Origin of the sequence: Streptomyces sp. NPDC006872 (genome assembly GCF_040635845.1) — a bacterium.
GTDB lineage: Bacteria > Actinomycetota > Actinomycetes > Streptomycetales > Streptomycetaceae > Streptomyces.
The window spans coordinates 233,573-253,776 of the sequence record NZ_JBEYIL010000005.1; the positions used below are offsets into that span (position 1 = coordinate 233,573).

Below are 20,204 nucleotides of genomic sequence, written 5' to 3' on the forward strand. Positions count from 1 at the left end.
ACCGGTCGTCAGATCCCTCTTTCTCCACGTACTGGAGCGGATCACTCACACCACATGAAGCTGGAGCATCCCGTGACTATGGCGGACAAAGCAGCGCGACGAGCCGTGGGAGCCTGTGCCGTCCTGGTGGTCGGCGCCCTGACCCTGACCGCCTGCGGGGGCAGCGCCAACGCCAAGGACGACGCCAAGGGCGGTAAGACCACGGCCAAGACATCCACCGCGAAGATCGCCATCTCGGCGAAGGACGGCTCGACGGGCGCGTCGATCAACACGACCGGCGTGAAGGTGAGCGACGGCAAGCTCACCGAGGTGAAGATGACGGTGGCCGGGTCGGGGCAGGCCGTCGAGGGCTCCCTGTCGGCCGACGGCAGCACCTGGAAGCCGAAGGAGCAGCTGGAGCGCGGGACGAAGTACCAGATATCGGCGACCGCGAAGGACTCGAGCGGCAAGACCGCCGCGGCCAACTCGATCTTCACGACGGTCACTTCGGCCAACAGCTTCATAGGGACGTACACGCCGGACAACGGCACGACGGTCGGCGTGGGGATGCCGGTGTCGTTCACCTTCGACAAGGCCATCGGCGACAAGAAGACAGTGCAGTCGCACATCACGGTCACCTCCAGCAGCGGCCAGCAGGTGGTGGGGCACTGGTTCGGGGAGCAGCGGCTCGACTTCCGGCCCGAGGAGTACTGGAAGGCCGGCTCCAAGGTCACGATGAAGATCGACCTGGACGGCGTCGAGGGCGCGAACGGCGTCTTCGGGGTGCAGAAGAAGACGGTCAGCTTCACCATCGGACGCTCGCAGGTGTCCACGGTGGACGTGAACACGCAGACCATGACGGTGGTACGGGACGGGCGGACGCTGAAGACGGAGCCGATCTCGTCGGGCAGCGCGGAGCACACGACGTACAACGGGCAGATGGTGATCTCCGAGAAGTTCACGCAGACGCGGATGAACAGCCGGACGGTCAACCTGGGCGGGGAGTACGACATCCCGGATGTGCCGCACGCGATGCGTCTGACGACGTCCGGCACTTTCATCCACGGCAACTACTGGTACAACAAGGGCAATCCGCCCTTCGGCCGGGAGGGCACCAGCCACGGCTGCGTCGGACTCGCGGACGTGCAGGGCGCGCAGGGTGACACCCCCGCCAAGTGGTTCTACGACAACTCGCTGATCGGCGACGTGGTGATCGTCAAGAACTCGCCGGACAAGACGGTGGCTCCGGACAACGGGCTGAACGGCTGGAACATGGACTGGGCGGAGTGGACCGCCGGGAGCGCCGTCTGATCGCCCGGGCCGGCGGGGAGCCTCCCCCGACCGGCCCTGACCGGCTCAGACCGGCCCTGACTGGCGATTCATGACGGGACGTCGGGCCGCGCGGGAACTTTTCGCGCGGTTCCTGCGTTTTCTCCGACGTACGTTTTCTCGGTTCCCGGACATGATGTCCGACCGAGGGGCTACGGTATGCACCCACAAGGTGACATGCAGCAACGCCGGGAGAAACCTTGAGCGTTCCGTACGAGACAACAGCGTACGAACCAGCCGAGTCGCCCGAGTCTCCGGAGGAGCACCTCGCGCGACTGCTCGGTCGCGCCCTGAACTCGTTCGAGCTGCCCGACGAAGCACTGCGGCGGCTCGACTGCGCACTGGCCCACGACAGCTCCCTGCACTCCGCGCACCACAGCGCGGGCCTGCACCGGGAGACGTACCGGCACACCTGGCTGCTCGCCGACGGCTGCGCGCTCACGCTGTGGGAGCTCGTGCACAACACCGCGCCGGGCAGCGAGCCCCAGCACGAGGTGTACGTCGACGAGGAGGAGCTGCGCGCCGCCACCGCCCGGCTGCCGCTGCCGTCGGACACCCCGGACTTCGAACTGCCGGTGCTGGTGCAGCTGTCGCCGGTCCCCGCACCCCGCCATGTGTACGTGCCGGACGACTCGGCGGATCACGCGCGTCGGCTGCTGCGCCGCGCTGAGAACCCCGACCCTCCCGACGCGGACACGGCGACGCTGTTGAAGTCGGCGTTCGCGCACCAGATCACCCAGGCCTTCGGTCGCCCCTGCCGGGCGGGCCGTATCGGCCTCGGCTACTCGCTCTACGAGCACGCGTTCCTGCTGCGCGACGGCCGGGAGATCTCCCTCTGGGAGGTCGAGCACACGGCGACGCCGGACGGGCGGCACATGTGCGAGGTGTACGTCTCCGAGGCCGCGGCCCGCGACGCGATGGAACGCCGGGCGGCACAGGTCTCCTGAGACCCCGAGGGACGCCGAACCTGAGGGGGACGGCTGAGGCACCCCATACGCACCACGGTCCGGGACTCTCGTCCCGGACCGTGACGTATTTCAGTGGCGCCGCAGGCCGCAGGCGTTACGCGGCGACCGGCTGCTTCGTCTCCGTCGCCGCGGCGGTCTCGGACGCCTGCGCGGTGCCGGGCTCCGTGGCGCCGGGGACCGGCTTGCGCAGGCCCTTGAGGACGATGACCACGGCCGTCGTCACGCACACGCCCGCCGCGATGGCGACCAGGTACAGGAACGGGTTGCCGATCAGCGGGACCACGAAGATGCCGCCGTGCGGAGCGCGGAGCGTCGCGCCGAAGGCCATCGACAGGGCGCCCGTGACCGCGCCGCCCGCCATCGAGGCCGGGATGACGCGCAGCGGGTCGGCCGCGGCGAACGGGATCGCGCCCTCCGAGATGAAGGAGGCTCCCAGCACCCAGGCGGCCTTGCCGTTCTCACGCTCGGCGGAGGTGAAGAGCTTCTTGCGGACGACCGTCGCCAGCGCCATGCCCAGCGGCGGGACCATGCCCGCGGCCATCACCGCGGCCATGACCTTCATCGCGGAGTCGCTGGGGTCCGCGACGGCGATGCCAGCGGTGGCGAAGGCGTACGCGACCTTGTTGACCGGGCCGCCGAGGTCGAAGCACATCATCAGGCCGAGCAGCACGCCGAGCAGGATGGCGTTGGTGCCGGAGAGGCCGGCCAGCCAGTCCGTCATGCCCTTCTGGGCCTCGGCGATGGGCTTGCCGATCACGACGAACATCAGGAAGCCGACGATCAGCGAGGAGATCAGCGGGATCACCACCACCGGCATGATGCCGCGCAGCACCGGCGGGATCTTGATCCGCTGGATCGCCAGGACGACACCGCCCGCGAGCAGACCGGCGGCCAGACCGCCGAGGAAGCCGGCGGCGATGTTGGAGGCGATCATGCCGCCGACGAACCCGGGCACGAGACCGGGCCGGTCCGCCATGCCGTACGCGATGTAGCCGGCCAGGACCGGGATGAGGAAGCCGAAGGCGACCCCGCCGATCTGGAACAGCAGCGCGCCCCAGCTGTCGACCTGGGTCCAGGAGAAGTGCTCCATGACCGAGGGCGCCTTGTTGATCTCCCAGCCGCCGATCGCGAACCCGAGAGCGAGCAGCAGACCGCCCGCGGCGACGAACGGGACCATGTAACTGACGCCGGTCATCAGCCACTTGCGCAGCTTGGTGCCGTAGCTGTCGCCGGACTCGCCGGCCCGCTCGACCGGCGTCCCGCCCTTGGCCGCGGCGCTCACCTCACCGCGCGCCGCCTTCGCGCGCACGTCGGTGATCAGCTCGGCGGGACGGTTGATGCCCGCCTTCACGCCGACGTCCACGGTGGGCTTGCCGGCGAAGCGGTCCTTGTCGCGTACGGGGACGTCGTGGGCGAAGATCACGCCGTCGGCCGCGGCGATGACGGCCGGGTCGAGCCGGGTGAAGCCGGCCGAGCCCTGCGTCTCGACGACCAGTTCGACGCCCGCGTCACGGCCCGCGTTCTCCAGGGACTCGGCCGCCATGTAGGTGTGGGCGATGCCGGTCGGGCAGGAGGTGACGGCGACGATCCGGAACGGGCGGTCGCCATCGCCGTCGCCGTCGCCGGGGGTGTCCGGGGTCGTGGTGGCCGTGTCGGCGTCGGCGGAGGCCGCCGCCGACGCCGACACGGAGTCCTGGGAGGCGGAGTCCGCAGAGGCGGCCGGTGCCTCGTCCCCGCGGATCAGGGCCGCCGCGGCTGCCGCATCGCCGACCGAGCGCAGCGCGTCGGTGAACTCGGCGTTCATCAGCTGCCGGGCCAGCGACGACAGGATCGTCAGGTGGGCGTCGTCCGCGCCGGCCGGGGCGGCGATCAGGAAGACCAGGTCTGCGGGGCCGTCCGCGGCGCCGAAGTCGATGCCGGCGGAGCTGCGCCCGAAGGCGAGCGTCGGCTCGGTGACGTGCTCGCTACGGCAGTGCGGGATGCCGATGCCGCCGTCGAGGCCGGTGGGCATCTGGGCCTCGCGGGCGGCCACGTCGGCGAGGAAGCCGTCCAGGTCGGTCACCCGGCCCAGGGCCACCATGCGCTCGGCGAGGGATCGCGCCGCCGCTTCCTTCGTTTCGGCGGACAGGTCGAGATCGACCAGGTCCGCGGTGATCATGTCGCTCATCGCGGGCTCCTTCGCACGCGTATCGCCCGGGGCGTGGGGTGGTGGGCGAGGGGGGTGACGGGGACGGGGGTGGAGATGGGGGTGGGGACAGGGAGGGGAGTGGAGACGGAGGCGCCGTGGGGGGACGCGGGGACGCCGAGTAACGAGAGGGACGTCATGACACGGGCTCCTTGAGTTCGCGGTCCACCGGCACCTCCGCCGTGACCGTCACCGCCGCCGGGTCCAGATCGTCCGGGGTCGGCATCACGCTGCCGGGCAGCTGGACGGCGGCCGCGCCATGGGCGACCGCCGAGGCGAGCGCCTGCGGGCCGCTGCCGCCGGCGATGAGGAAGCCGGCGAGTGAGGAGTCGCCCGCTCCCACATTGCTGCGTACGACGTCGACGCGCGCGCTCGCGAACCAGGTGCCCGTGTCCGACACGAGCAGTTGTCCGTCGGCGCCCAGGCTCGCGAGGACGGAGCGGGCGCCCATCTCGCGCAGTTCCTCGGCCGCCTTCACCGCGTCGCCCACGGTCGCCAGGGGGCGTCCGACGGCCTCCGCGAGCTCCTCGGCGTTCGGCTTCACCACGTCGGGCTGCTCGCGCAGCGCCTCGAGCAGTGCGGGCCCCGAGGTGTCCAGCGCGATGCGCGCACCCCCGGCGTGCGCCCGCGCGACGACCTCGGCGTACCAGGAGGGCGCGAGCCCGCGGGGCAGGCTTCCGCAGCAGGCGATCCAGTCGGCGTCGCGCGAGTGCTCGCGCACCGTCTCCAGAAGCAGTTCCTGCTCTTCCGGGGAGAGCTCGGGTCCGGGCGCGTTGATCTTCGTCAGAACGCCGTCCGATTCGGCCAGCGCGATGTTCGAGCGGGTGGCTCCGGCGACCGGGACCGGCGCGACCTCGATGCCCTGGGCGTCGAGCAGATCCGCGACGAGCGCGCCCGGCGCACCGCCCAGGGGCAGGACGGCGACCGTGCGCCGTCCGGCGGCCGCGACGGCACGCGAGACGTTGACGCCCTTGCCGCCCGGGTCCATCCGCTCGCCGGTGGCGCGGATGACATCGCCGCGGTCGAGGGACGGAACCTCGTAGGTGCGGTCCAGGGACGGGTTGGGGGTGACGGTGAGAATCACGCCGCCCGCGCCGTTCCTGCTCGTGTCCGCGCTGCTCATGCTCGTGCCGCTCATGTCGATGCCGCTCATGCTCGCCCCGCTCATGTCCGTGCCGCTCATGCTCGTACTACTTCCGTGCCGCCGCGCTCGATGGCGGCCGCGTCATCGGGGCTCAGTCCGCTGTCGGTGATCAGCAGGTCCACGTCGCTCAGGTCGCCGAAGCGGGCGAAGTGCTCCTGGCCGTGCTTGGCGGAGTCGGCGAGCAGCACCACGCGGCGCGCCGCGGCGATGGCCGCCCGCTTCACCGCGGCCTCGGCGAGGTCGGGGGTGGTCAGCCCGTACTCGGCCGAGAAGCCGTTGGCCGCGACGAACAGGACGTCGGCGCGGATCTCGCCGTAGGCGCGGAGCGCCCAGGCGTCCACGGCGGCGCGCGTACGGTGCCGCACGCGCCCTCCGACGAGGTGGAGCTGCATCCCCGGGTGGTCCGCGAGGCGGGCCGCGATGGGCAGGCTGTGGGTGACGACGACGAGCTCGGCCTCCAGCGGGAGGGCGGCGGCCAGCCGGGCGACCGTCGTACCGGCGTCGAGGATCATCGTGCCCTCGGACGGCAGTTCCGTGAGGGCCGCCTTGGCGATGCGGTCCTTCTCGTCGGTGGAGGTGCCCTCGCGTTCGGCGAGGTCCGGTTCGAAGTCGAGGCGTCCGGCCGGTATGGCGCCGCCGTGGACTCTGCGCACCAGGCCGGCTCGGTCGAGGGCCTTCAGGTCGCGGCGGATGGTCTCCGCGGTGACCTGGAACTCCTCGGCCAGCGACAGGACGTCCACCCGGCCGCCCTCACGGGCGAGCCGCAGGATCTCCTGCTGCCGCTCCGGTGCGTACATGTCCGTTCTCCTCCGGCCTGTCCGAGTTTCATGCCCGAACTTGTGGTTTCGACAGGGAGGCTACGCCTGGATTTCCGGAAAGTAAACAGGTTCGGACGTGATTCGGGCATGAACGGACTTTGGCGGCTCAGGTGAAGATCGCCGGACATGCCCAAGGGCCGTCACCGATGCGGTGACGGCCCTTGACCGGGAGCCTCGACTCAGCCGACGAGCGCGCGCTCCCGCCCCTCGGAAGGGCCCTGCGAGGAGTCCACCGCGGAGTCCCCCGAGAGGTCCTCGGAGGGGGCCGCCTCCGAGGAGTCCATGGCGCCCTCCACATGCTGGGCCGGCCGCTTCGGCAGCGCGAACATCAGCAGGAAGATGGCGGACATCACCAGGGCCACCCAGCCCAGGGCGTGCTGGAAGGCGTCCACGAAGGCGGGGCCCACCTCGGCCGCGGTCAGCCGGTCGCCGATCTGCCCGAAGAAGACCACGGCGACCAGGCCGAGACCGAGCGCGTTGCCCATCTGCTGGACGGTGTTGATGAGCCCCGACGCCGAGCCGGCGTGCTCACGCGGCACCTCCGACAGCACCGCGTCCGTCAGCGGGGCGAAGATCAGACCCATGCCGAGGCCCATCACGACCAGCGGGAGCGCCATCTGCCAGGGCGCGATGCCGAGGCCGTAGCGCTCGGACTCCCAGATGTAGAGCAGCACGCCGACGGTCATGGTCAGGGCGCCCGCCTGGAGCACCTTGCGGCCGAAGCGCGGAACCAGCTGCTGCACGGACAGCCCGGCGGCCACCGAGACCGCGATCGAGAACGGGACCCCGGTCAGACCGGCCTTCAGCGGGCTCCAGCCCAGACCGGTCTGCATGTACAGCGTCCAGACCAGGAAGAACACCCCGAGGCCGACCCCGAAGACGGTCTGCACGGCGACGCCCGCCGCGAAGCTGCGCACCCGGAAGAGGGAGAGCTCGATCAGCGGCGAGCCGTCCCGCGCGCCCTTGCGCCGCTCGTAGGCGACCAGCGCCCCGAACACGCCGAGCGCGCCGACCATCGACACATACCCCCACACCGGCCAGCCCAGCTCGCGGCCGCGGGTGAGCGGGTAGAGCAGCATGAGCAGCCCGAGCGTGACCAGGACGACGCCGACGAGGTCCAGCTTCAGGGCCTTCGGGGCCCTGGACTCGGTGATGAAGCGGCTGCCGAGGATCAGGCCCGCGATGCCGACCGGCAGGTTGATGAGGAAGATCGGCCGCCACTCCAGCCCGAACAGGTTCCACTCCGTCAGCAGCGCGCCGAGCAGCGGACCGGAGGCGGCCCCCAGTCCCACGATCGCGCCGAAGAGCCCGAACACCTTGCCCCGCTCGTGCGCCGGGAAGGTGGCGTGCACGATCGACAGCACCTGCGGGACCATCAGCGCCGCCATGCCGCCCTGCAGGATCCGGGAGGCGACCAGCATCTCCGGGTTCGCGGCGAAGCCGCACAGCGCGGAGGCGACGGTGAAGCCGCCGATGCCGACGAGGAACAGCCGCTTACGACCGTGGATGTCGCCGAGCCGCCCGCCGGTGATGAGCCCGGCGGCGAAGGCGAGCGCGTAACCGGCGGTGATCCACTGGATCTGGCTCCAGGAGGCGCCCGCGTCCTTCTGTATGGAGGGGATGGCGATGTTGACGATCGTGACGTCGACGAGGTCCATGAAGGCCGCCGTCATCACGATGGCGAGCGCGAACCAGCGGCGGCGATCGCCCGGCGTCTTGTCCGTGGTCCGGGCGGTGGACGGTGGGGGCGGTACGGCCGATGCGGACGGCACGGACGGTGCGGACGGGGTCTCGCTGGAGGTCTCCGTGGAGGTCATGGTGTGACAGTAGGACTGTAGTAGGTCAGTTCATGTCCTAGTGGTGCGGCATCCTCGGACGCATGACGACGGACACTCCGGCTCGGCTGCTGCAACTCCTCTCCCTCCTCCAGACGCCCCGCGAATGGCCCGGCGGCGAGCTCGCCGACCGGCTCGGGGTGTCCCGCCGCACGGTCCGACGGGACATCGACCGGCTGCGCGAACTCGGGTATCCCGTGCAGGCGACCATGGGCTCGGACGGCGGGTACCGGCTGGTCGCCGGCAAGGCGATGCCGCCGCTGGTGCTCGACGACGAGGAGGCGGTGGCGATCGCCGTCGGCCTGCGGGCCGGTGCCGGACACGCGCTGGAGGGCGTCGACGAGGCGTCCGTACGGGCCCTCGCCAAGCTGGAGCAGGTGCTGCCGGCCCGGCTGCGCCACCGCGTCTCCACCCTCCAGGCCGCGACCACACCGCTGACCAGCGGGGACGGCGCGAGCATCGCTCCCGAGACACTGACCGTCATGGCGTCGACGGTGGCCGGGCAGGAGCGGCTGCGGTTCGCCTACCGCGCGAAGGACGGCACGGAGTCGCGCCGCCTGACCGAGCCGTACCGGCTCGTCTCGACGGGCCGGCGGTGGTACCTCGTCGCATACGACCTCGACCGCGAGGACTGGCGGACGTTCCGGGTCGACCGGGTCCGCGACCCCTTCGCCACCGGGGCGCGCTTCACCCCGCGCGAGTTGCCGACGGGGAGCGCGGCGGAATACCTCCGGCGGTCCATCCAACGACGCCCGGACGCACGCGAGTACGAGTACGACGTCACGTTCGAGGCGCCGGCGGAGTTCGTGACGGCGCGGCTGCCGGCGTGGCTGGGAACGCCGATCGCGGATCCTGAGATCCCCGGGGCCCCTGGCGAGAACGGCGGGAGCGGCGGGAGCAGGTGCCGACTGCGGGGGTCGACCAGAGATCCGGTGGAGTGGGTGGCGGTGCGGTTCGCGATGCTCGGGTGCGAGTTCTCGATCCGAGGATCGGGGGAACTGGCCGAGTACGCACGGGAGTTGGGCGGACGGCTGGGGCGGGCGGGGAGTGGAGAAGGGACCGGGGAAGGGAACGGGGAAGGGAACGGGGACGGCAACAAGGAGGGGACCTGTTAGGCCTCCTCCGGCTCTCCCGCCCCCTCTTCCTCCCCCTCTGCGGGCCTTGCTTCCCACGCGAACCCCCGCAGGCTCCGCAGGTTCTGCATCGCCAGCTCCGCCGGGCCCTGCGGACCGGTGGGAGCGGTGTTGGTCGCCGCCCAGCTCTCGACCGCGACCCGGACCGCGGCGCTGGCCACGGCTGCGGTGAAACGCTGGTGCGGGGAGGGGACGTCGGCGGGAGCAAGGGCGTTGGAAGGGCCGTCGGCGGGAGCAAGGGCGCGGGGAGCGAGGGTGCTTGACGCCGCGTCCGTCCCGGCGGCCTCCGTCCCGGTGGCGTCCATCCCTGCGGCCTCCGTCCCGGCGGCCTCCGCCCCGGTGGCGTCGGCCCGTTGCCTCAGGATCTCCGCGAGGGTCGTTTCCGCGGTGTGGCAGACCTCCGCCCAGACCTTGCCGAGGGCGGGGCTGGTTCCGGCCAGTCGGATCAGCGTGCGGACCCATTCCCAGGACGCCGTCGACACCCCGCGGCCGGGGGCGAGCGTGTGCCGCACGGCGTGTTCCAGGGCCTGCGGCACGGGCAGTTCGGCCGGGGCCTCGCGTACCGCTTCCGCCCAGCGCTCGGCGCCCGCCGCGTAAAGCGGCGCGACGGCCTCCTCCTTGGTCGCGAAGTACCGGTAGAACGTGCGCGGGGCGATGCCCGCCGCCTGGGCGATGTCCTCGGCGCGGGTGGCCCTCAGGCCCCGGCTGACGAAGAGGCCGGCCGCTGCCCTGGCGATCTCCATACGGGTCGCCGCTTTGCGCCGCTCGGTCAGCGAAGCCGAGGCGGGTGTGGGGGTGGAGCTGATCACATCGGCAGGCTATGCCCATGTGGCACAATCTGCCATTCGGGCGGGCCACCCCGTGGTTCAGGTACGGGGTGGCCCGCCCACCGAGCGTGCCCGCGCGCCCTGCCGTACGCCGGACGGGCCGTGTGCGCCCGCAATCCCCGCCAGGGGTGACCAGGGGACGACCGGGAGAGAAGAGAGCCGGGCCCCGGCACCTGGGGGGAGAGGCGCCGAAGCCCGGCTCGGGAGAGTCCCGGCGCCGGGGGGATGTGCGTCGGGACTTGGCTCATGTTGTGTCGGAACCTGGCTCACGTGGGGCGACCTGGCTCATGTGGGGCAGAGATCTCGGGGAGGGCTGCAGGGTCCGATCGCCCCCCGAACTCCAGCGCCGACCCGAACTCCCGTGCCCAGAAGTCTTGTTCCCGCGCTTCTCCCGATTGAAGCGGCGTTCCCACGCCATGTTTGCGCGGCCCGCCACCACCCGGCGCACGCGGGCGGAAACCCGCACCACGGGCCGCCGGAAGCCCACCGGTGAAGCTCACTCGCCCACCCCGGCTCACCGCGCACGGGCCGGGCGACTAAAGCGTGCCGGTCCAGCCCGGGCCGGGCCGACCACCCCGCTTGGGCCGCCCCGGCCGCCCGGTCCCGCCGCTCAGCCGTCCGCCCCCTGTCACCACCGCTACCGCTACGCCGCCGCCTCGAAGCCTGTGTCGCGGGCCAGCTTCTTCAGTTCCAGCAGGGCGTGCTTCTCGATCTGGCGGATGCGTTCCCGCGTCAGACCGTGCTCCTTGCCGACCTCGGTCAGGGTGCGCTCGCGGCCGTCGTCGATGCCGTACCGCATCTTGATGATGGAGGCGGTGCGCGGGTCGAGGCGGTCGATCAGGCCGTCCAGCTCCTCGCTGCGCAGCAGGGTCATGACCGACTGTTCCGGCGAGACCGCGGAGGTGTCCTCCAGCAGGTCGCCGAACTGGGTCTCACCCTGGTCGTCCACCGCCATGTTCAGCGAGACCGGGTCGCGGGCCCAGTCCAGGACGTCCGTGACACGCTCCGGAGTGGAGCCGAGCTCGGTCGCGATCTCGGCGGGCTCCGGGTCGCGGCCGTTCTCCCGGTTGAACTCGCGCTGCACGCGCCGGATCCGGCCGAGCTCCTCCACGAGGTGGACGGGCAGACGGATCGTGCGCGACTGGTCCGCTATCGAGCGCGTGATGGCCTGACGGATCCACCAGGTCGCGTACGTGGAGAACTTGAAGCCCTTGCGGTAGTCGAACTTCTCGACCGCGCGCACCAGGCCGGCGTTGCCCTCCTGGATCAGGTCGAGGAGGGGAAGTCCACTGCGGGGATAGCGGCGGGCGACCGCGACGACCAGGCGGAGGTTGGACCGGATGAACACGTCCTTGGCCCGCTCGCTCTCGGCGACCAGGGCCTCCAGCTCCGCACGGGAGGCGTCCGCCCTGGACTCCTCCTCGCCGTCGAGGACCTGCTGTGCGAACACACCCGCCTCGATGATCTGGGACAACTCGACTTCCTTGGCGGCGTCGAGCAGCGGTGTACGCGCGATCTCGTCGAGGTACATGCCGACCAGGTCGCGGTCGGCGATCTCGCCGCCATGGGCGCGAACACTGCGGGCCGCGGCGCTCGTCTCGCCGGTGGCGGACTTGCGACGGGCGACGGCACGGGTTGCCATGCGTGCTCCCTTGCGATGGAGGTTCAGCGGGTGGCCCTTCGGACGCCCGGCACTCGCAGAGTTCTCGGAGTTCTCGAACCTCTCGGAACTTCTGAACTCTTCTCGTGTGCCCGGCATCCGATGGAAACAACGACTGGAATCAGGACAGAATTCCCAACCCGCACCCCGATTTTTGTGATCATGCAGTACCCTGTCGGACCACGTGAGGAGGCGTGATGTTGTCGGAACGTACAGAGGTGCAGGTCAGGCCGGGAATCGAGGGTGACCTCGAAGCCCTCACAAGCCTCTACAACCACTACGTACGTGAGACGCCCATCACATTCGACACCGTGACGTTCAGTCCGGAAGAGCGACGTCCTTGGTTGCTCTCCCATCCTGAAGACGGCCCGTACCGCCTGATGGTTGCCACAGAAACGGACTCACAGGACATCCTGGGGACCTCACAGGAAATCCTGGGTTACGCCACATCCAGCCCGTTCCGGCCCAAGGCCGCCTACTCCACCTCGGTCGAGGTGACGGTCTACGTCGCCCCGAACGCCGGCCGGCGCGGCATCGGCACGCTCCTCTACAAGGCACTCTTCGAGGCGCTGGCGGGCGAGGACGTGCACCGCGCGTACGCGGGCATCGCGCAACCGAACGAAGCGTCCGCGCGGCTGCACGAACGCTTCGGTTTCCGGCACGTCGGCACGTACCGCGAGGTGGGCCGCAAGTTCGACCGCTACTGGGACGTGGCCTGGTACGAGAAGGAGCTGTAGCAGGCCACCGTCGGCCGCACAGGACCGATCAGCGGCACGGACCCGATCGCCGCACCGCCCGCACCGCCCGCACCGCCCGCACCGCAGCGCACCACGACACACCACGACACACCGCAGCCCATCAGGGCGCACCGATCAGCCGAACTGCACCGACCGCTTCGCCATCCCCATCCAGAACCCGTCGATCACGGACTTCTGCGAGTCCAGCTCGCCGGACACCTCCGCCGCGCCCATGGTCACGAAGAGCGGGGCGAAGTGCTCGGTGCGCGGGTGGGCGTACCGGCCGGCCGGGGCCTTGTGGAGGAAGTCCAGCAGGCCGTCCCAGTCGCGGGCCTCCAGCGCGCGCCGGCCCCAGTCGTCGAACTCCGAGGACCAGGTCGGCACACCCGGGCCGGTGTGCCGCAGCGCGGCCAGGTTGTGGGTGAAGAAGCCGGAGCCGACGATCAGGACGCCCTCGTCGCGCAGCGGTGCGAGCTTGCGGCCGATCTCCATCAGCTTCACGGGGTCGAGGGTCGGCATGGAGATCTGCAGGACCGGGATGTCGGCGGCCGGGAACATCTCGACGAGCGGGACGTAGGCGCCGTGGTCGAGTCCGCGGTCGGGGATGTCCTGTACGGGGATGCCCGGGGCGCGCAGCAGCTTGCGCACGCTCTCGGCGAGCGCCGGTGCGCCGGGGGCGCCGTACTTCACCTGGTAGTAGTGCTCGGGGAAACCCCAGAAGTCGTAGACCAGGGGGACCGGGTCGACGGCGCCGAGGGCGAGGGGGGCCTCCTCCCAGTGGGCGGAGACCATGAGGACGGCCTTGGGGCGGGGCAGGTCCGCGGACCAGGCGGCGAGTTCACCCGGCCAGACGGGATCGTCCGCGAGCGGCGGAGCGCCATGACTGAGGTAGAGCGCGGGCATGCGTTCCTGAGGGAGGGCGCGCTCCTGAGCTACGGCGGACATGGCGGCGACTCCTTCCGGGACCTCGGCCCCTGTGCACTCCTGGACATTCCCTTGTGGTTGCTTGAAATGTAAAACGTCAACGTCAATGAGCATATTCCCAATTGGTTTAATTTTCAAGGAGCAGGCGTTTACAGTGGAGTACATGACGACGGCATCCACATCCGGTGAAGAGCCCCGCTGGCTCACCGCCGAGGAGCAGCTCATCTGGCGCTCCTACGTGCACGCGACGACCCTGCTGGAGGACCACATGGACCGCCAGCTCCAGCGCGATGCGGGCATGCCGCACATCTACTACGGTCTCCTGGTCAAGCTCGCGGAGTCCTCCCACCGGAGGCTGCGGATGACCGAACTGGCCATGCACGCCAAGATCACCCGCTCCCGTCTCTCCCACGCCGTCGCCCGGCTGGAGAAGAACGGGTGGGTGCGCCGCGAGGACTGCGCCTCCGACAAGCGCGGCCAGTTCGCGGTGCTGACCGACGAGGGCCTGGAGGTGCTCAAGCGGGCCGCGCCGGGCCATGTCACCGTCGTACGCAACGCGGTGTTCGACCGGCTCAGCGCGGAACAGCAGAAGTCCCTCGGCGAGATCATGCAGATCATCGCCGAGGGACTCCAGCCGAACGAAGCGGGTGCCGATCTGCCCTGGCTCCGCTAGGCCCCCAGGGACTCACGTCCCTGAAGGGAACCCCTGGGGGGCCAGGGCCGCCGTCCTCAGTGGGCCATCACCGGCACCACGTCCTCGGCGTCCTTCGCCCCCGAGCCCGCGACCGATCCCAGGTCCGGCTTGCCGGCGTTGATGAAGGTGAAGGCGATCGCGGCGGCGGCGACCAGGATGCCGACGGCGAACCAGATGGCGCTGGTGTAGCCGTTCACCATGCCCTCCAACTGCACCAGCTGCTGCTGGGGCTTGGAGGCGGCGCCGGCCATGTGGTCCTTGATGTACGACGTCGTCGCGGACGCGGCGATCGTGTTCAGCAGGGCGGTACCGATGGCGCCGCCCACCTGCTGCGAGGTGTTGACCATCGCGGAGGCGACACCGGAGTCACGCGGCTCGACGCCCAGCGTGGCCAGGGACATGGCCGGCATGAACGCCGTGCCCATGCCGAGGCCGAGCAGCAGCATCGCCGGGAGCAGCAGCGCCGCGTACGAGGAACCGATCTCCAGCTGGGTCAGCAGCAGCATGCCCAGCGCGGCGACCAGGAAGCCCGGGCCCATCAGCAGCCGCGCCGGAACGCGGGTCATCAGCCGGGCGCCGATCTGCGTGGAGCCCGTGATCATGCCCACGATCATCGGCAGGAAGGCGAAGCCGGTCTTGACCGGCGTGTAGCCCTTCACGATCTGCAGGTAGTAGGTGAGGAACAGGAACAGACCGAACATCGAGATGATCGCGAGGCCGAGCGAGAGGTACACACCACCGCGGTTGCGGTCGGTGATCACGCGCAGCGGCAGCAGCGGGGCCTTGACCTTCGACTCGACGAGCACGAAGGCGGCGAGCAGCACCGCCGAGACGACGAACAGGCCGATCGTCGTGGAGTCGCCCCAGCCCTCGGACTCGGCGCGGGTGAACCCGTAGACGAGGGAGACCAGACCCAGGGTGGACAGGACGACGCCCGGGATGTCGAGCGGCGAGCGGTTGCGGCCCTCGGCCGGCTCACGGATGACGAAGTACGCGCCGAGGGCGGCGACGACCGCGAACGGGATGTTCACGAAGAACGTCCAGCGCCAGTCCAGGTACTCGGTGAGGAAGCCGCCGAGGATCAGGCCGACGGCGCCACCGCCACCGGCGATCGCACCGTAGATGCCGAACGCCTTGGCGCGCTCCTTGGCGTCGGTGAACATCACCGCGAGCAGGGAGAGCGCGGCGGGCGCGAGCAGTGCGCCGAAGGCGCCCTGCAGGGCGCGGGAGCCGAGCAGCATCGCCTCGTTCGTCGCGGCGCCGCCCAGGGCGGACGCCCCGGCGAAGCCGATCAGACCGGTGACGAAGGTGTTCTTGCGGCCCCACAGGTCGGCGATCCGGCCGCCGAACAGCAGCAGTCCGCCGAAGGCCAGGGCGTAGGCCGTGATGACCCACTGCCGGTTGCCGTCCGAGATCCCCAGATCCTGCTGGGCGGAGGGCAGGGCTATGTTCACGATGGTCGCGTCGAGCACGACCATCAGCTGGGCGAGCGCGATGAACGTGAGCGCCTTCCAGCGGTTGGAGTCCGGGGCGCCCGGCTTACCGGGGGCCTTCTGGGCTGTTTCAGACATGGGAATACCCGCTTCGGGACTTCGTGACGGAAAAGTCAGGTGACGGAAACGACGGAAAACGCGAGGTACGGCAAGGCGCTACCCAAAGGCCGTACGCAACGCGAAGTACGGAAAGAGCTACAGAAGAAGAGGTACGTAGAGAGGAGAGAGGTACGGAAAGAGGTACGGAAGCCGAGTTGCAGGGCGGCTACGGCCCGTCGCTCGATGCGTGTGATGACTGCGGCGACGCAGCGGACTAATCGCTCAGGGTCCGGTCCCTCAGGGCCGGCGCAGGTCCTCCATGGTCACGGCCGTGCCCGGCAGTACGGAGGGGGCCGGGGCCCGCAGTCCGTCCAGGAACAGCTGTAGGTGGCGATGGACGTAGCGGTCGGCACTCAGGCAGTCGGTGCCGGCGGGGGGCCGGCTGAGCTGGGCCACCACGATCATCACGTCGCCGACGCCGACGTCGGACCGGAGCTGTCCGGCCGCCTTGGCGCGGTCCATGACCTCCTCGATGATCCGCTCGACGCGTTCGCGGGCGGCCTCGAGGTCGCGGTGGTGCTCGTCGAAAGTGCTGGAGATCATCGGGCAGAGCGCGCTGATCCGCTCGTCGGCGGAGGCGTGCACGAAGCGCTCCAGCGCCCCGAACGCGTCACCGGACTCGGCGAGGGCGACCTGTCCGGCCCGGACCGTGCGGTCCAGCACCGAGCAGACGACCTCACGGACCAGTGCGTCCCGGTCGGGGAAGTTGCGGTAGACCGTGGCATTGCCGACGCCGGCCCGGCGGGCGATCTCGTCGAGCGGCACACCGGGGCCGAACTCGGTGAACATCTCGCGGGCGGCGGCGACGATCCGCTCCCGGTTACGCAGGGCGTCGGCGCGGGGCCGGGTCACCTTGCGCGCGGTGGGGACAGCGGTCTGCACGGCTTACTCCTACCTGAGTGTTCTGTGTAGCTGGCGCGCGATCCGGGGATCGTCTCCCCGTTTCGCTCGGACACATGACTAAACGGGGAGGGCGTCCCCGGTTATTTCCCGATCCCGGAAGTTTCTTGATGTGACCTGGGTCACGGCCTCGACCTCCGCGCCGCCGGGCCGGTATCGACTGATGCCGTCGGGCTGACATCGGCCGGTATAGGCCGGTATCGACCGACCCACACCCGTCCATACCAGCTACTACTGGCCGATATCGGTTGATACATGTTGATACCGGCCGGTAATCCACGATCGGTCTCCCCCAACGCGCGCCCGCGTGCACCCCGGCAGAGGGTGATCGAGAGGGTGCAGCCGGTGACCGGTGGCTGCCTGGAGTGAAAGGCACCGCATGCAGCCGCAGCCCGTGCGTACCGCCCCGGCCCGCGCAGGCGAGCCGCTCCGCCGTCGCATACGCCCGCGCCGCGTCGCCGCCCTGGCCTCCGTCACCGCGCTGACCCTCGCGGTCAGCACCTCCGCCGGCACGGCCCGGCTCGCACCGGCCCCCGGCTCGACGACGGCCGGCGCCGGCCCCCTCACCCTGGCCCGCTCCTCCGCCCTGGCGCCCTGCATGATCAACGGAGCGGCGTCCGTCCAGATGTCCGAGGGCCTGCCCACACCCGGCGGCTACTCCCGCTCCACCGGCACCGTCCGCGCCCTCACCTTGATGATCGACTTCTCGGACGCGCCCGGCCGGGGCAGCGCGCTGAGCCGCTACCGCGAGTTCTTCCCGCAGACCGAGGAATGGTTCCGCACAGCGTCCTACGGCCGCCTCGACTACCGCGGCGAGACCCCGATCCGGCGCTGGCTGCGCATGCCCAAGCCATTCGACGAGTACGGCATAGAACGCGGCGCGCCCTTCGACCCCGGCTACCGGGAACTCGTCCAGGACATCGTCGCCGCCGCCGACCCGACGGTGGACTTCCGCGCGTACGACCTCCTGAACGTGCTGGTCACCCCGAACGCGGGCCCCTCCGCGCTGGACACGGTCCTGTCCGTGACGTTCGCCGGCAACACGGAGGCGCCGGTCGCCGACGGGGTGACGGTGTCGAACGCGTCCTTCGTCTACTCCCGCCAGGACGACGGCTCCGGCTCCTACGACCACACCGGCTACCGGGTCCTCCCGCACGAGAACGGCCATGTCTTCGGCCTGCCCGACCTCTACACACAGGAGGGCGGGGGCGCCGTCGGCCACTGGGACATCATGAGCGAGGACTGGGGCACCAACAACGACCTGCTCGGCTGGCACAAGTGGAAGCTGGGCTGGCTGGACGCCTCCCAGATGGCCTGCGCCGCGACGCCGGGCACGACGGAGTACCCGCTGACCCCCCTCTCCCGCACGGGCGGCCCGAAGCTGGTCTTCGTCCCGGTCAGCAACCGCACCGGATACGCCGTCGAACTGCGCGCCCGCGGCGGCAACGACGAGACGGTGTGCCGCCCGGGCGTCCTCATCTACAAGGTCGACGCCGACGTCGACACCGGCATGGGCCCGGTGACCGTCTACGACTCCCACTCCGACAGCGGCGGCTGCACCCGCAGCCCCAACGTCCACGCGGAACTCTCCGACGCCCCCTTCGCCCCGGGCGAGACCTTCAAGGACCCGAAGCGGGGCATCCAGATCGCGGTGACGGCAGCGGACCTGAAGGGGGACTACCGGGTACGGGTGACGCGTAAGTAGGTGGGGGCCGCCGTCCGCCTATTACGGTGTCCCGGAGATCCTCCACGGGAGCACACACCACACATGCCACACCCCGAGCCCGCCGACCCCGCCGAGACCCCGGCCACCCCGGCCACCCCGGCCACCCCGGCCACCCCGGCCACCCCGGCCACCCCGGCCACGACCGATACGCCTCCTGCCGAGGCGGTGGCGCCGCTGATGCGCGGCGTGGCCGTCCTGCACCGGCTCACCGAGGCGAACGGCATGCTGAGCCTCAGCGGACTCGAACGCGCCACAGGCCTGGCCCGCTCGACCGTGGACCGGATCGTCGCCACCCTCGCCCGCATGGGATACGTCCGTCTCGACGGCCGGGACGCGATCCTGACCCCCCGCGTCATGGAGCTGGGCAACGCCTACCTGGCCGCCCTGCGCCTGCCCGAACTGCTCTCCGCCCACGCGGACCGCCTCGCCGACGAACTCGACGAGTCCGTCTCCCTGGCGGTGGCCGACCGCGACGGCATCCGCTTCATCCACCAGGCGACCCGCCGCCGAGCGATGTCCCTGAGCTTCCGCATCGGCGACCTGCTCCCGGCCGAACGCACCGCGCCGGGCCCGCTGTTCGCGACGGAGTGGACGGAAGAGGAGTGGCAGACCTGGCGCGAACGCCGCACGAGGGACCCCCGGAACACCGCGTACCCGACGATCCCGCCACCCCCGAACACCGCACACGCAACGGACGGCCACGACGGCGGGGACGAGGACGGGGACTTCATACGGAGGACCGAGCGGGCGGCGAACGAGAACTACGCCCTGGACGACCAGCTGATCGAACCGGGACTGGTGGCGGTCTCCGTCCCCGTACGGGATCCGCGAACCGCCCGGATCGCCTGCGTGGCGAACGTCGTCAGCCATACGAGCCGCCACACGGCGGCACACCTGCGCGCAACGCTGCTCCCCCGCCTGCGAACGGCGGTGGCGGCGATGGAGGAGACCCTGCGCCAGGCACCGCCCCCACACCCCGGCCCGCCCCCCGCGGGCCTGGCGACCTGGACGGGCGCGTCGAAGCAGGAACTGGGCCGCGAGTTCATCGAGTCCCTGGCCCGAGGCCTGACCGTACTGACGGCCTTCGGCGAGGGCCGGGCAGAACTGACCCTGACGGACGCGGCAAAGGCAACAGGCCTGTCCCGGGCCACCACCCGCCGAGCACTGATCACCTACGAGCATCTGGGCCTGGTGACACCCGCCGCCCACCGCACCTTCACCCTCACCCCCCAGGTCCTCTCCCTCGGCTTCCCACCCCTCTCCCGCACGACCCTCCCCCGCATCGCAACCCCGCACATGACCAGCCTGACGGCCGAAATCGAGGAAACGACGTCCCTGGCGACCCTGACCGACGCAGGCGACGAGATCCAGTACACGGCCCAGGCCACGGCAAGCCACGTCATGAGCGTGCACATCACGGTGGGCACACGGCAGCCGGCCGCCTCGACATCGATGGGCAGAGCCCTCCTGACCCCGTCGCCCTACACCTTGATGGACGAGGAGCTGGAGCAAGGGGTACGCACGATCGCGGTCCCGATCCACGACCGCACCGGCCGGGTGATCGCCGCCCTGAACGCGGCGGCCCACGCAGCCCGCCGCACCCCCGAACAGTGCGTCGACGAAATCCTCCCCGCCCTGAGATCAACGGCCGCGCACATCGAGACAGACCTCCACACAGCGTCCCGCTTCACCCACGTCCCCCTGACCTGACCCCCGCACCCCCACACCCCAGATCCGGTACGCTGACGCCTGT

Annotated in this window: 16 protein-coding genes; 7 read left to right on the forward strand and 9 right to left on the reverse strand. The window is 70.6% G+C overall.

What is annotated here, in order from left to right; genetic code table 11:
- Nucleotides 1-72: 72 nt before the first annotated feature.
- Together ABZ725_RS16905 and ABZ725_RS16910 are read left to right on the forward strand one after the other, a co-directional pair.
- Nucleotides 73-1,290: an Ig-like domain-containing protein gene (locus ABZ725_RS16905; RefSeq protein WP_358803421.1), complete on the forward strand. Its 1,218-nt coding sequence runs from the start codon at nucleotides 73-75 to the stop codon at nucleotides 1,288-1,290.
- A gap of 218 nt (nucleotides 1,291-1,508) precedes the next feature.
- Nucleotides 1,509-2,255: a DUF6227 family protein gene (locus tag ABZ725_RS16910; protein WP_358803422.1), complete on the forward strand. Its 747-nt coding sequence runs from the start codon at nucleotides 1,509-1,511 to the stop codon at nucleotides 2,253-2,255.
- A gap of 115 nt (nucleotides 2,256-2,370) precedes the next feature.
- On the opposite strand, the gene ABZ725_RS16915 is transcribed toward ABZ725_RS16910, so the two are convergent.
- From ABZ725_RS16915 to ABZ725_RS16930, 4 genes are all read right to left on the reverse strand, one after another.
- On the reverse strand, nucleotides 2,371-4,443 hold the full coding sequence (locus tag ABZ725_RS16915; RefSeq protein ID WP_358803423.1) for a fructose-specific PTS transporter subunit EIIC: 2,073 nt from the start codon (nucleotides 4,441-4,443) through the stop codon (nucleotides 2,371-2,373).
- A gap of 154 nt (nucleotides 4,444-4,597) precedes the next feature.
- A complete protein-coding gene (pfkB, locus tag ABZ725_RS16920; RefSeq protein WP_358803747.1) occupies nucleotides 4,598-5,545 on the reverse strand; it encodes a 1-phosphofructokinase in 948 nt (315 codons plus the stop codon).
- A gap of 95 nt (nucleotides 5,546-5,640) precedes the next feature.
- On the reverse strand, nucleotides 5,641-6,402 hold the full coding sequence (locus tag ABZ725_RS16925; protein WP_351914532.1) for a DeoR/GlpR family DNA-binding transcription regulator: 762 nt from the start codon (nucleotides 6,400-6,402) through the stop codon (nucleotides 5,641-5,643).
- Nucleotides 6,403-6,602: 200 nt separating this feature from the next.
- Entirely contained in the window at nucleotides 6,603-8,096 is a 1,494-nt protein-coding gene (locus ABZ725_RS16930) for an MFS transporter (protein ID WP_358803748.1), read from the reverse strand.
- A gap of 206 nt (nucleotides 8,097-8,302) precedes the next feature.
- On the opposite strand from ABZ725_RS16930, the gene ABZ725_RS16935 reads away from it, so the two are divergent.
- Nucleotides 8,303-9,373 (forward strand): transcriptional regulator, encoded by a 1,071-nt coding sequence (locus tag ABZ725_RS16935; protein ID WP_358803424.1) that lies wholly within the window; start codon nucleotides 8,303-8,305, stop codon nucleotides 9,371-9,373.
- Here the strand turns inward: ABZ725_RS16935 and ABZ725_RS16940 are convergent.
- Together ABZ725_RS16940 and ABZ725_RS16945 are read right to left on the reverse strand one after the other, a co-directional pair.
- Nucleotides 9,370-10,134, reverse strand: a complete 765-nt coding sequence (locus tag ABZ725_RS16940; protein WP_358803749.1) for a TetR family transcriptional regulator — start codon at nucleotides 10,132-10,134, stop codon at nucleotides 9,370-9,372. The two genes, ABZ725_RS16935 and ABZ725_RS16940, sit on opposite strands and share 4 nt — an antisense overlap.
- A gap of 727 nt (nucleotides 10,135-10,861) precedes the next feature.
- A complete protein-coding gene (locus ABZ725_RS16945; protein ID WP_351914528.1) occupies nucleotides 10,862-11,860 on the reverse strand; it encodes a sigma-70 family RNA polymerase sigma factor in 999 nt (332 codons plus the stop codon).
- A 215-nt stretch (nucleotides 11,861-12,075) separates the two neighbouring features.
- On the opposite strand from ABZ725_RS16945, the gene ABZ725_RS16950 reads away from it, so the two are divergent.
- Nucleotides 12,076-12,615, forward strand: coding sequence for an N-acetyltransferase family protein (locus ABZ725_RS16950; RefSeq protein WP_358803425.1), 540 nt, complete (start codon nucleotides 12,076-12,078; stop codon nucleotides 12,613-12,615).
- 135 nt (nucleotides 12,616-12,750) lie between these two features.
- Here the strand turns inward: ABZ725_RS16950 and ABZ725_RS16955 are convergent, their stop codons facing one another.
- Complete coding sequence (locus ABZ725_RS16955) at nucleotides 12,751-13,560, reverse strand: class III extradiol ring-cleavage dioxygenase (protein ID WP_358803426.1); 810 nt, start codon at nucleotides 13,558-13,560, stop codon at nucleotides 12,751-12,753.
- A 142-nt stretch (nucleotides 13,561-13,702) separates the two neighbouring features.
- Here ABZ725_RS16955 and ABZ725_RS16960 point away from each other — a divergent pair, with 142 nt between their 5' ends.
- Nucleotides 13,703-14,212: a MarR family transcriptional regulator gene (locus ABZ725_RS16960; RefSeq protein WP_358803427.1), complete on the forward strand. Its 510-nt coding sequence runs from the start codon at nucleotides 13,703-13,705 to the stop codon at nucleotides 14,210-14,212.
- 56 nt (nucleotides 14,213-14,268) lie between these two features.
- On the opposite strand, the gene ABZ725_RS16965 is transcribed toward ABZ725_RS16960, so the two are convergent.
- Nucleotides 14,269-15,804 carry an MFS transporter gene (locus ABZ725_RS16965; protein WP_351914520.1) on the reverse strand — a complete coding sequence of 512 codons (1,536 nt, stop codon included), beginning with the start codon at nucleotides 15,802-15,804 and terminating at the stop codon, nucleotides 14,269-14,271.
- A 258-nt stretch (nucleotides 15,805-16,062) separates the two neighbouring features.
- Nucleotides 16,063-16,707, reverse strand: a complete 645-nt coding sequence (locus ABZ725_RS16970) for a TetR/AcrR family transcriptional regulator (RefSeq protein WP_358803428.1) — start codon at nucleotides 16,705-16,707, stop codon at nucleotides 16,063-16,065.
- A gap of 397 nt (nucleotides 16,708-17,104) precedes the next feature.
- Here ABZ725_RS16970 and ABZ725_RS16975 point away from each other — a divergent pair, with 397 nt between their 5' ends.
- Both ABZ725_RS16975 and ABZ725_RS16980 read left to right on the forward strand, forming a co-directional pair.
- A complete protein-coding gene (locus tag ABZ725_RS16975) occupies nucleotides 17,105-18,430 on the forward strand; it encodes a M6 family metalloprotease domain-containing protein (protein ID WP_358803429.1) in 1,326 nt (441 codons plus the stop codon).
- Nucleotides 18,431-18,628: 198 nt separating this feature from the next.
- Nucleotides 18,629-20,161, forward strand: a complete 1,533-nt coding sequence (locus ABZ725_RS16980) for a helix-turn-helix domain-containing protein (protein ID WP_358803750.1) — start codon at nucleotides 18,629-18,631, stop codon at nucleotides 20,159-20,161.
- The last annotated feature ends 43 nt before the right edge of the window (nucleotides 20,162-20,204 follow it).

Coding starts and splice junctions, on each gene's coding strand:
- ABZ725_RS16915 (WP_358803423.1), bottom strand. CDS start 4,443: ATGAGCGACATGATCACCGCGGACCTGGTCGATCTCGACCTGTCCGCC.
- ABZ725_RS16925 (WP_351914532.1), bottom strand. CDS start 6,402: ATGTACGCACCGGAGCGGCAGCAGGAGATCCTGCGGCTCGCCCGTGAG.
- ABZ725_RS16930 (WP_358803748.1), bottom strand. CDS start 8,096: ATGACGGCGGCCTTCATGGACCTCGTCGACGTCACGATCGTCAACATC.
- ABZ725_RS16935 (WP_358803424.1), top strand. CDS start 8,303: ATGACGACGGACACTCCGGCTCGGCTGCTGCAACTCCTCTCCCTCCTC.
- ABZ725_RS16940 (WP_358803749.1), bottom strand. CDS start 10,134: ATGGAGATCGCCAGGGCAGCGGCCGGCCTCTTCGTCAGCCGGGGCCTG.
- ABZ725_RS16945 (WP_351914528.1), bottom strand. CDS start 11,860: ATGGCAACCCGTGCCGTCGCCCGTCGCAAGTCCGCCACCGGCGAGACG.
- ABZ725_RS16950 (WP_358803425.1), top strand. CDS start 12,076: ATGTTGTCGGAACGTACAGAGGTGCAGGTCAGGCCGGGAATCGAGGGT.
- ABZ725_RS16955 (WP_358803426.1), bottom strand. CDS start 13,560: ATGTCCGCCGTAGCTCAGGAGCGCGCCCTCCCTCAGGAACGCATGCCC.
- ABZ725_RS16960 (WP_358803427.1), top strand. CDS start 13,703: ATGACGACGGCATCCACATCCGGTGAAGAGCCCCGCTGGCTCACCGCC.
- ABZ725_RS16965 (WP_351914520.1), bottom strand. CDS start 15,804: ATGTCTGAAACAGCCCAGAAGGCCCCCGGTAAGCCGGGCGCCCCGGAC.
- ABZ725_RS16975 (WP_358803429.1), top strand. CDS start 17,105: ATGCAGCCGCAGCCCGTGCGTACCGCCCCGGCCCGCGCAGGCGAGCCG.
- ABZ725_RS16980 (WP_358803750.1), top strand. CDS start 18,629: ATGCGCGGCGTGGCCGTCCTGCACCGGCTCACCGAGGCGAACGGCATG.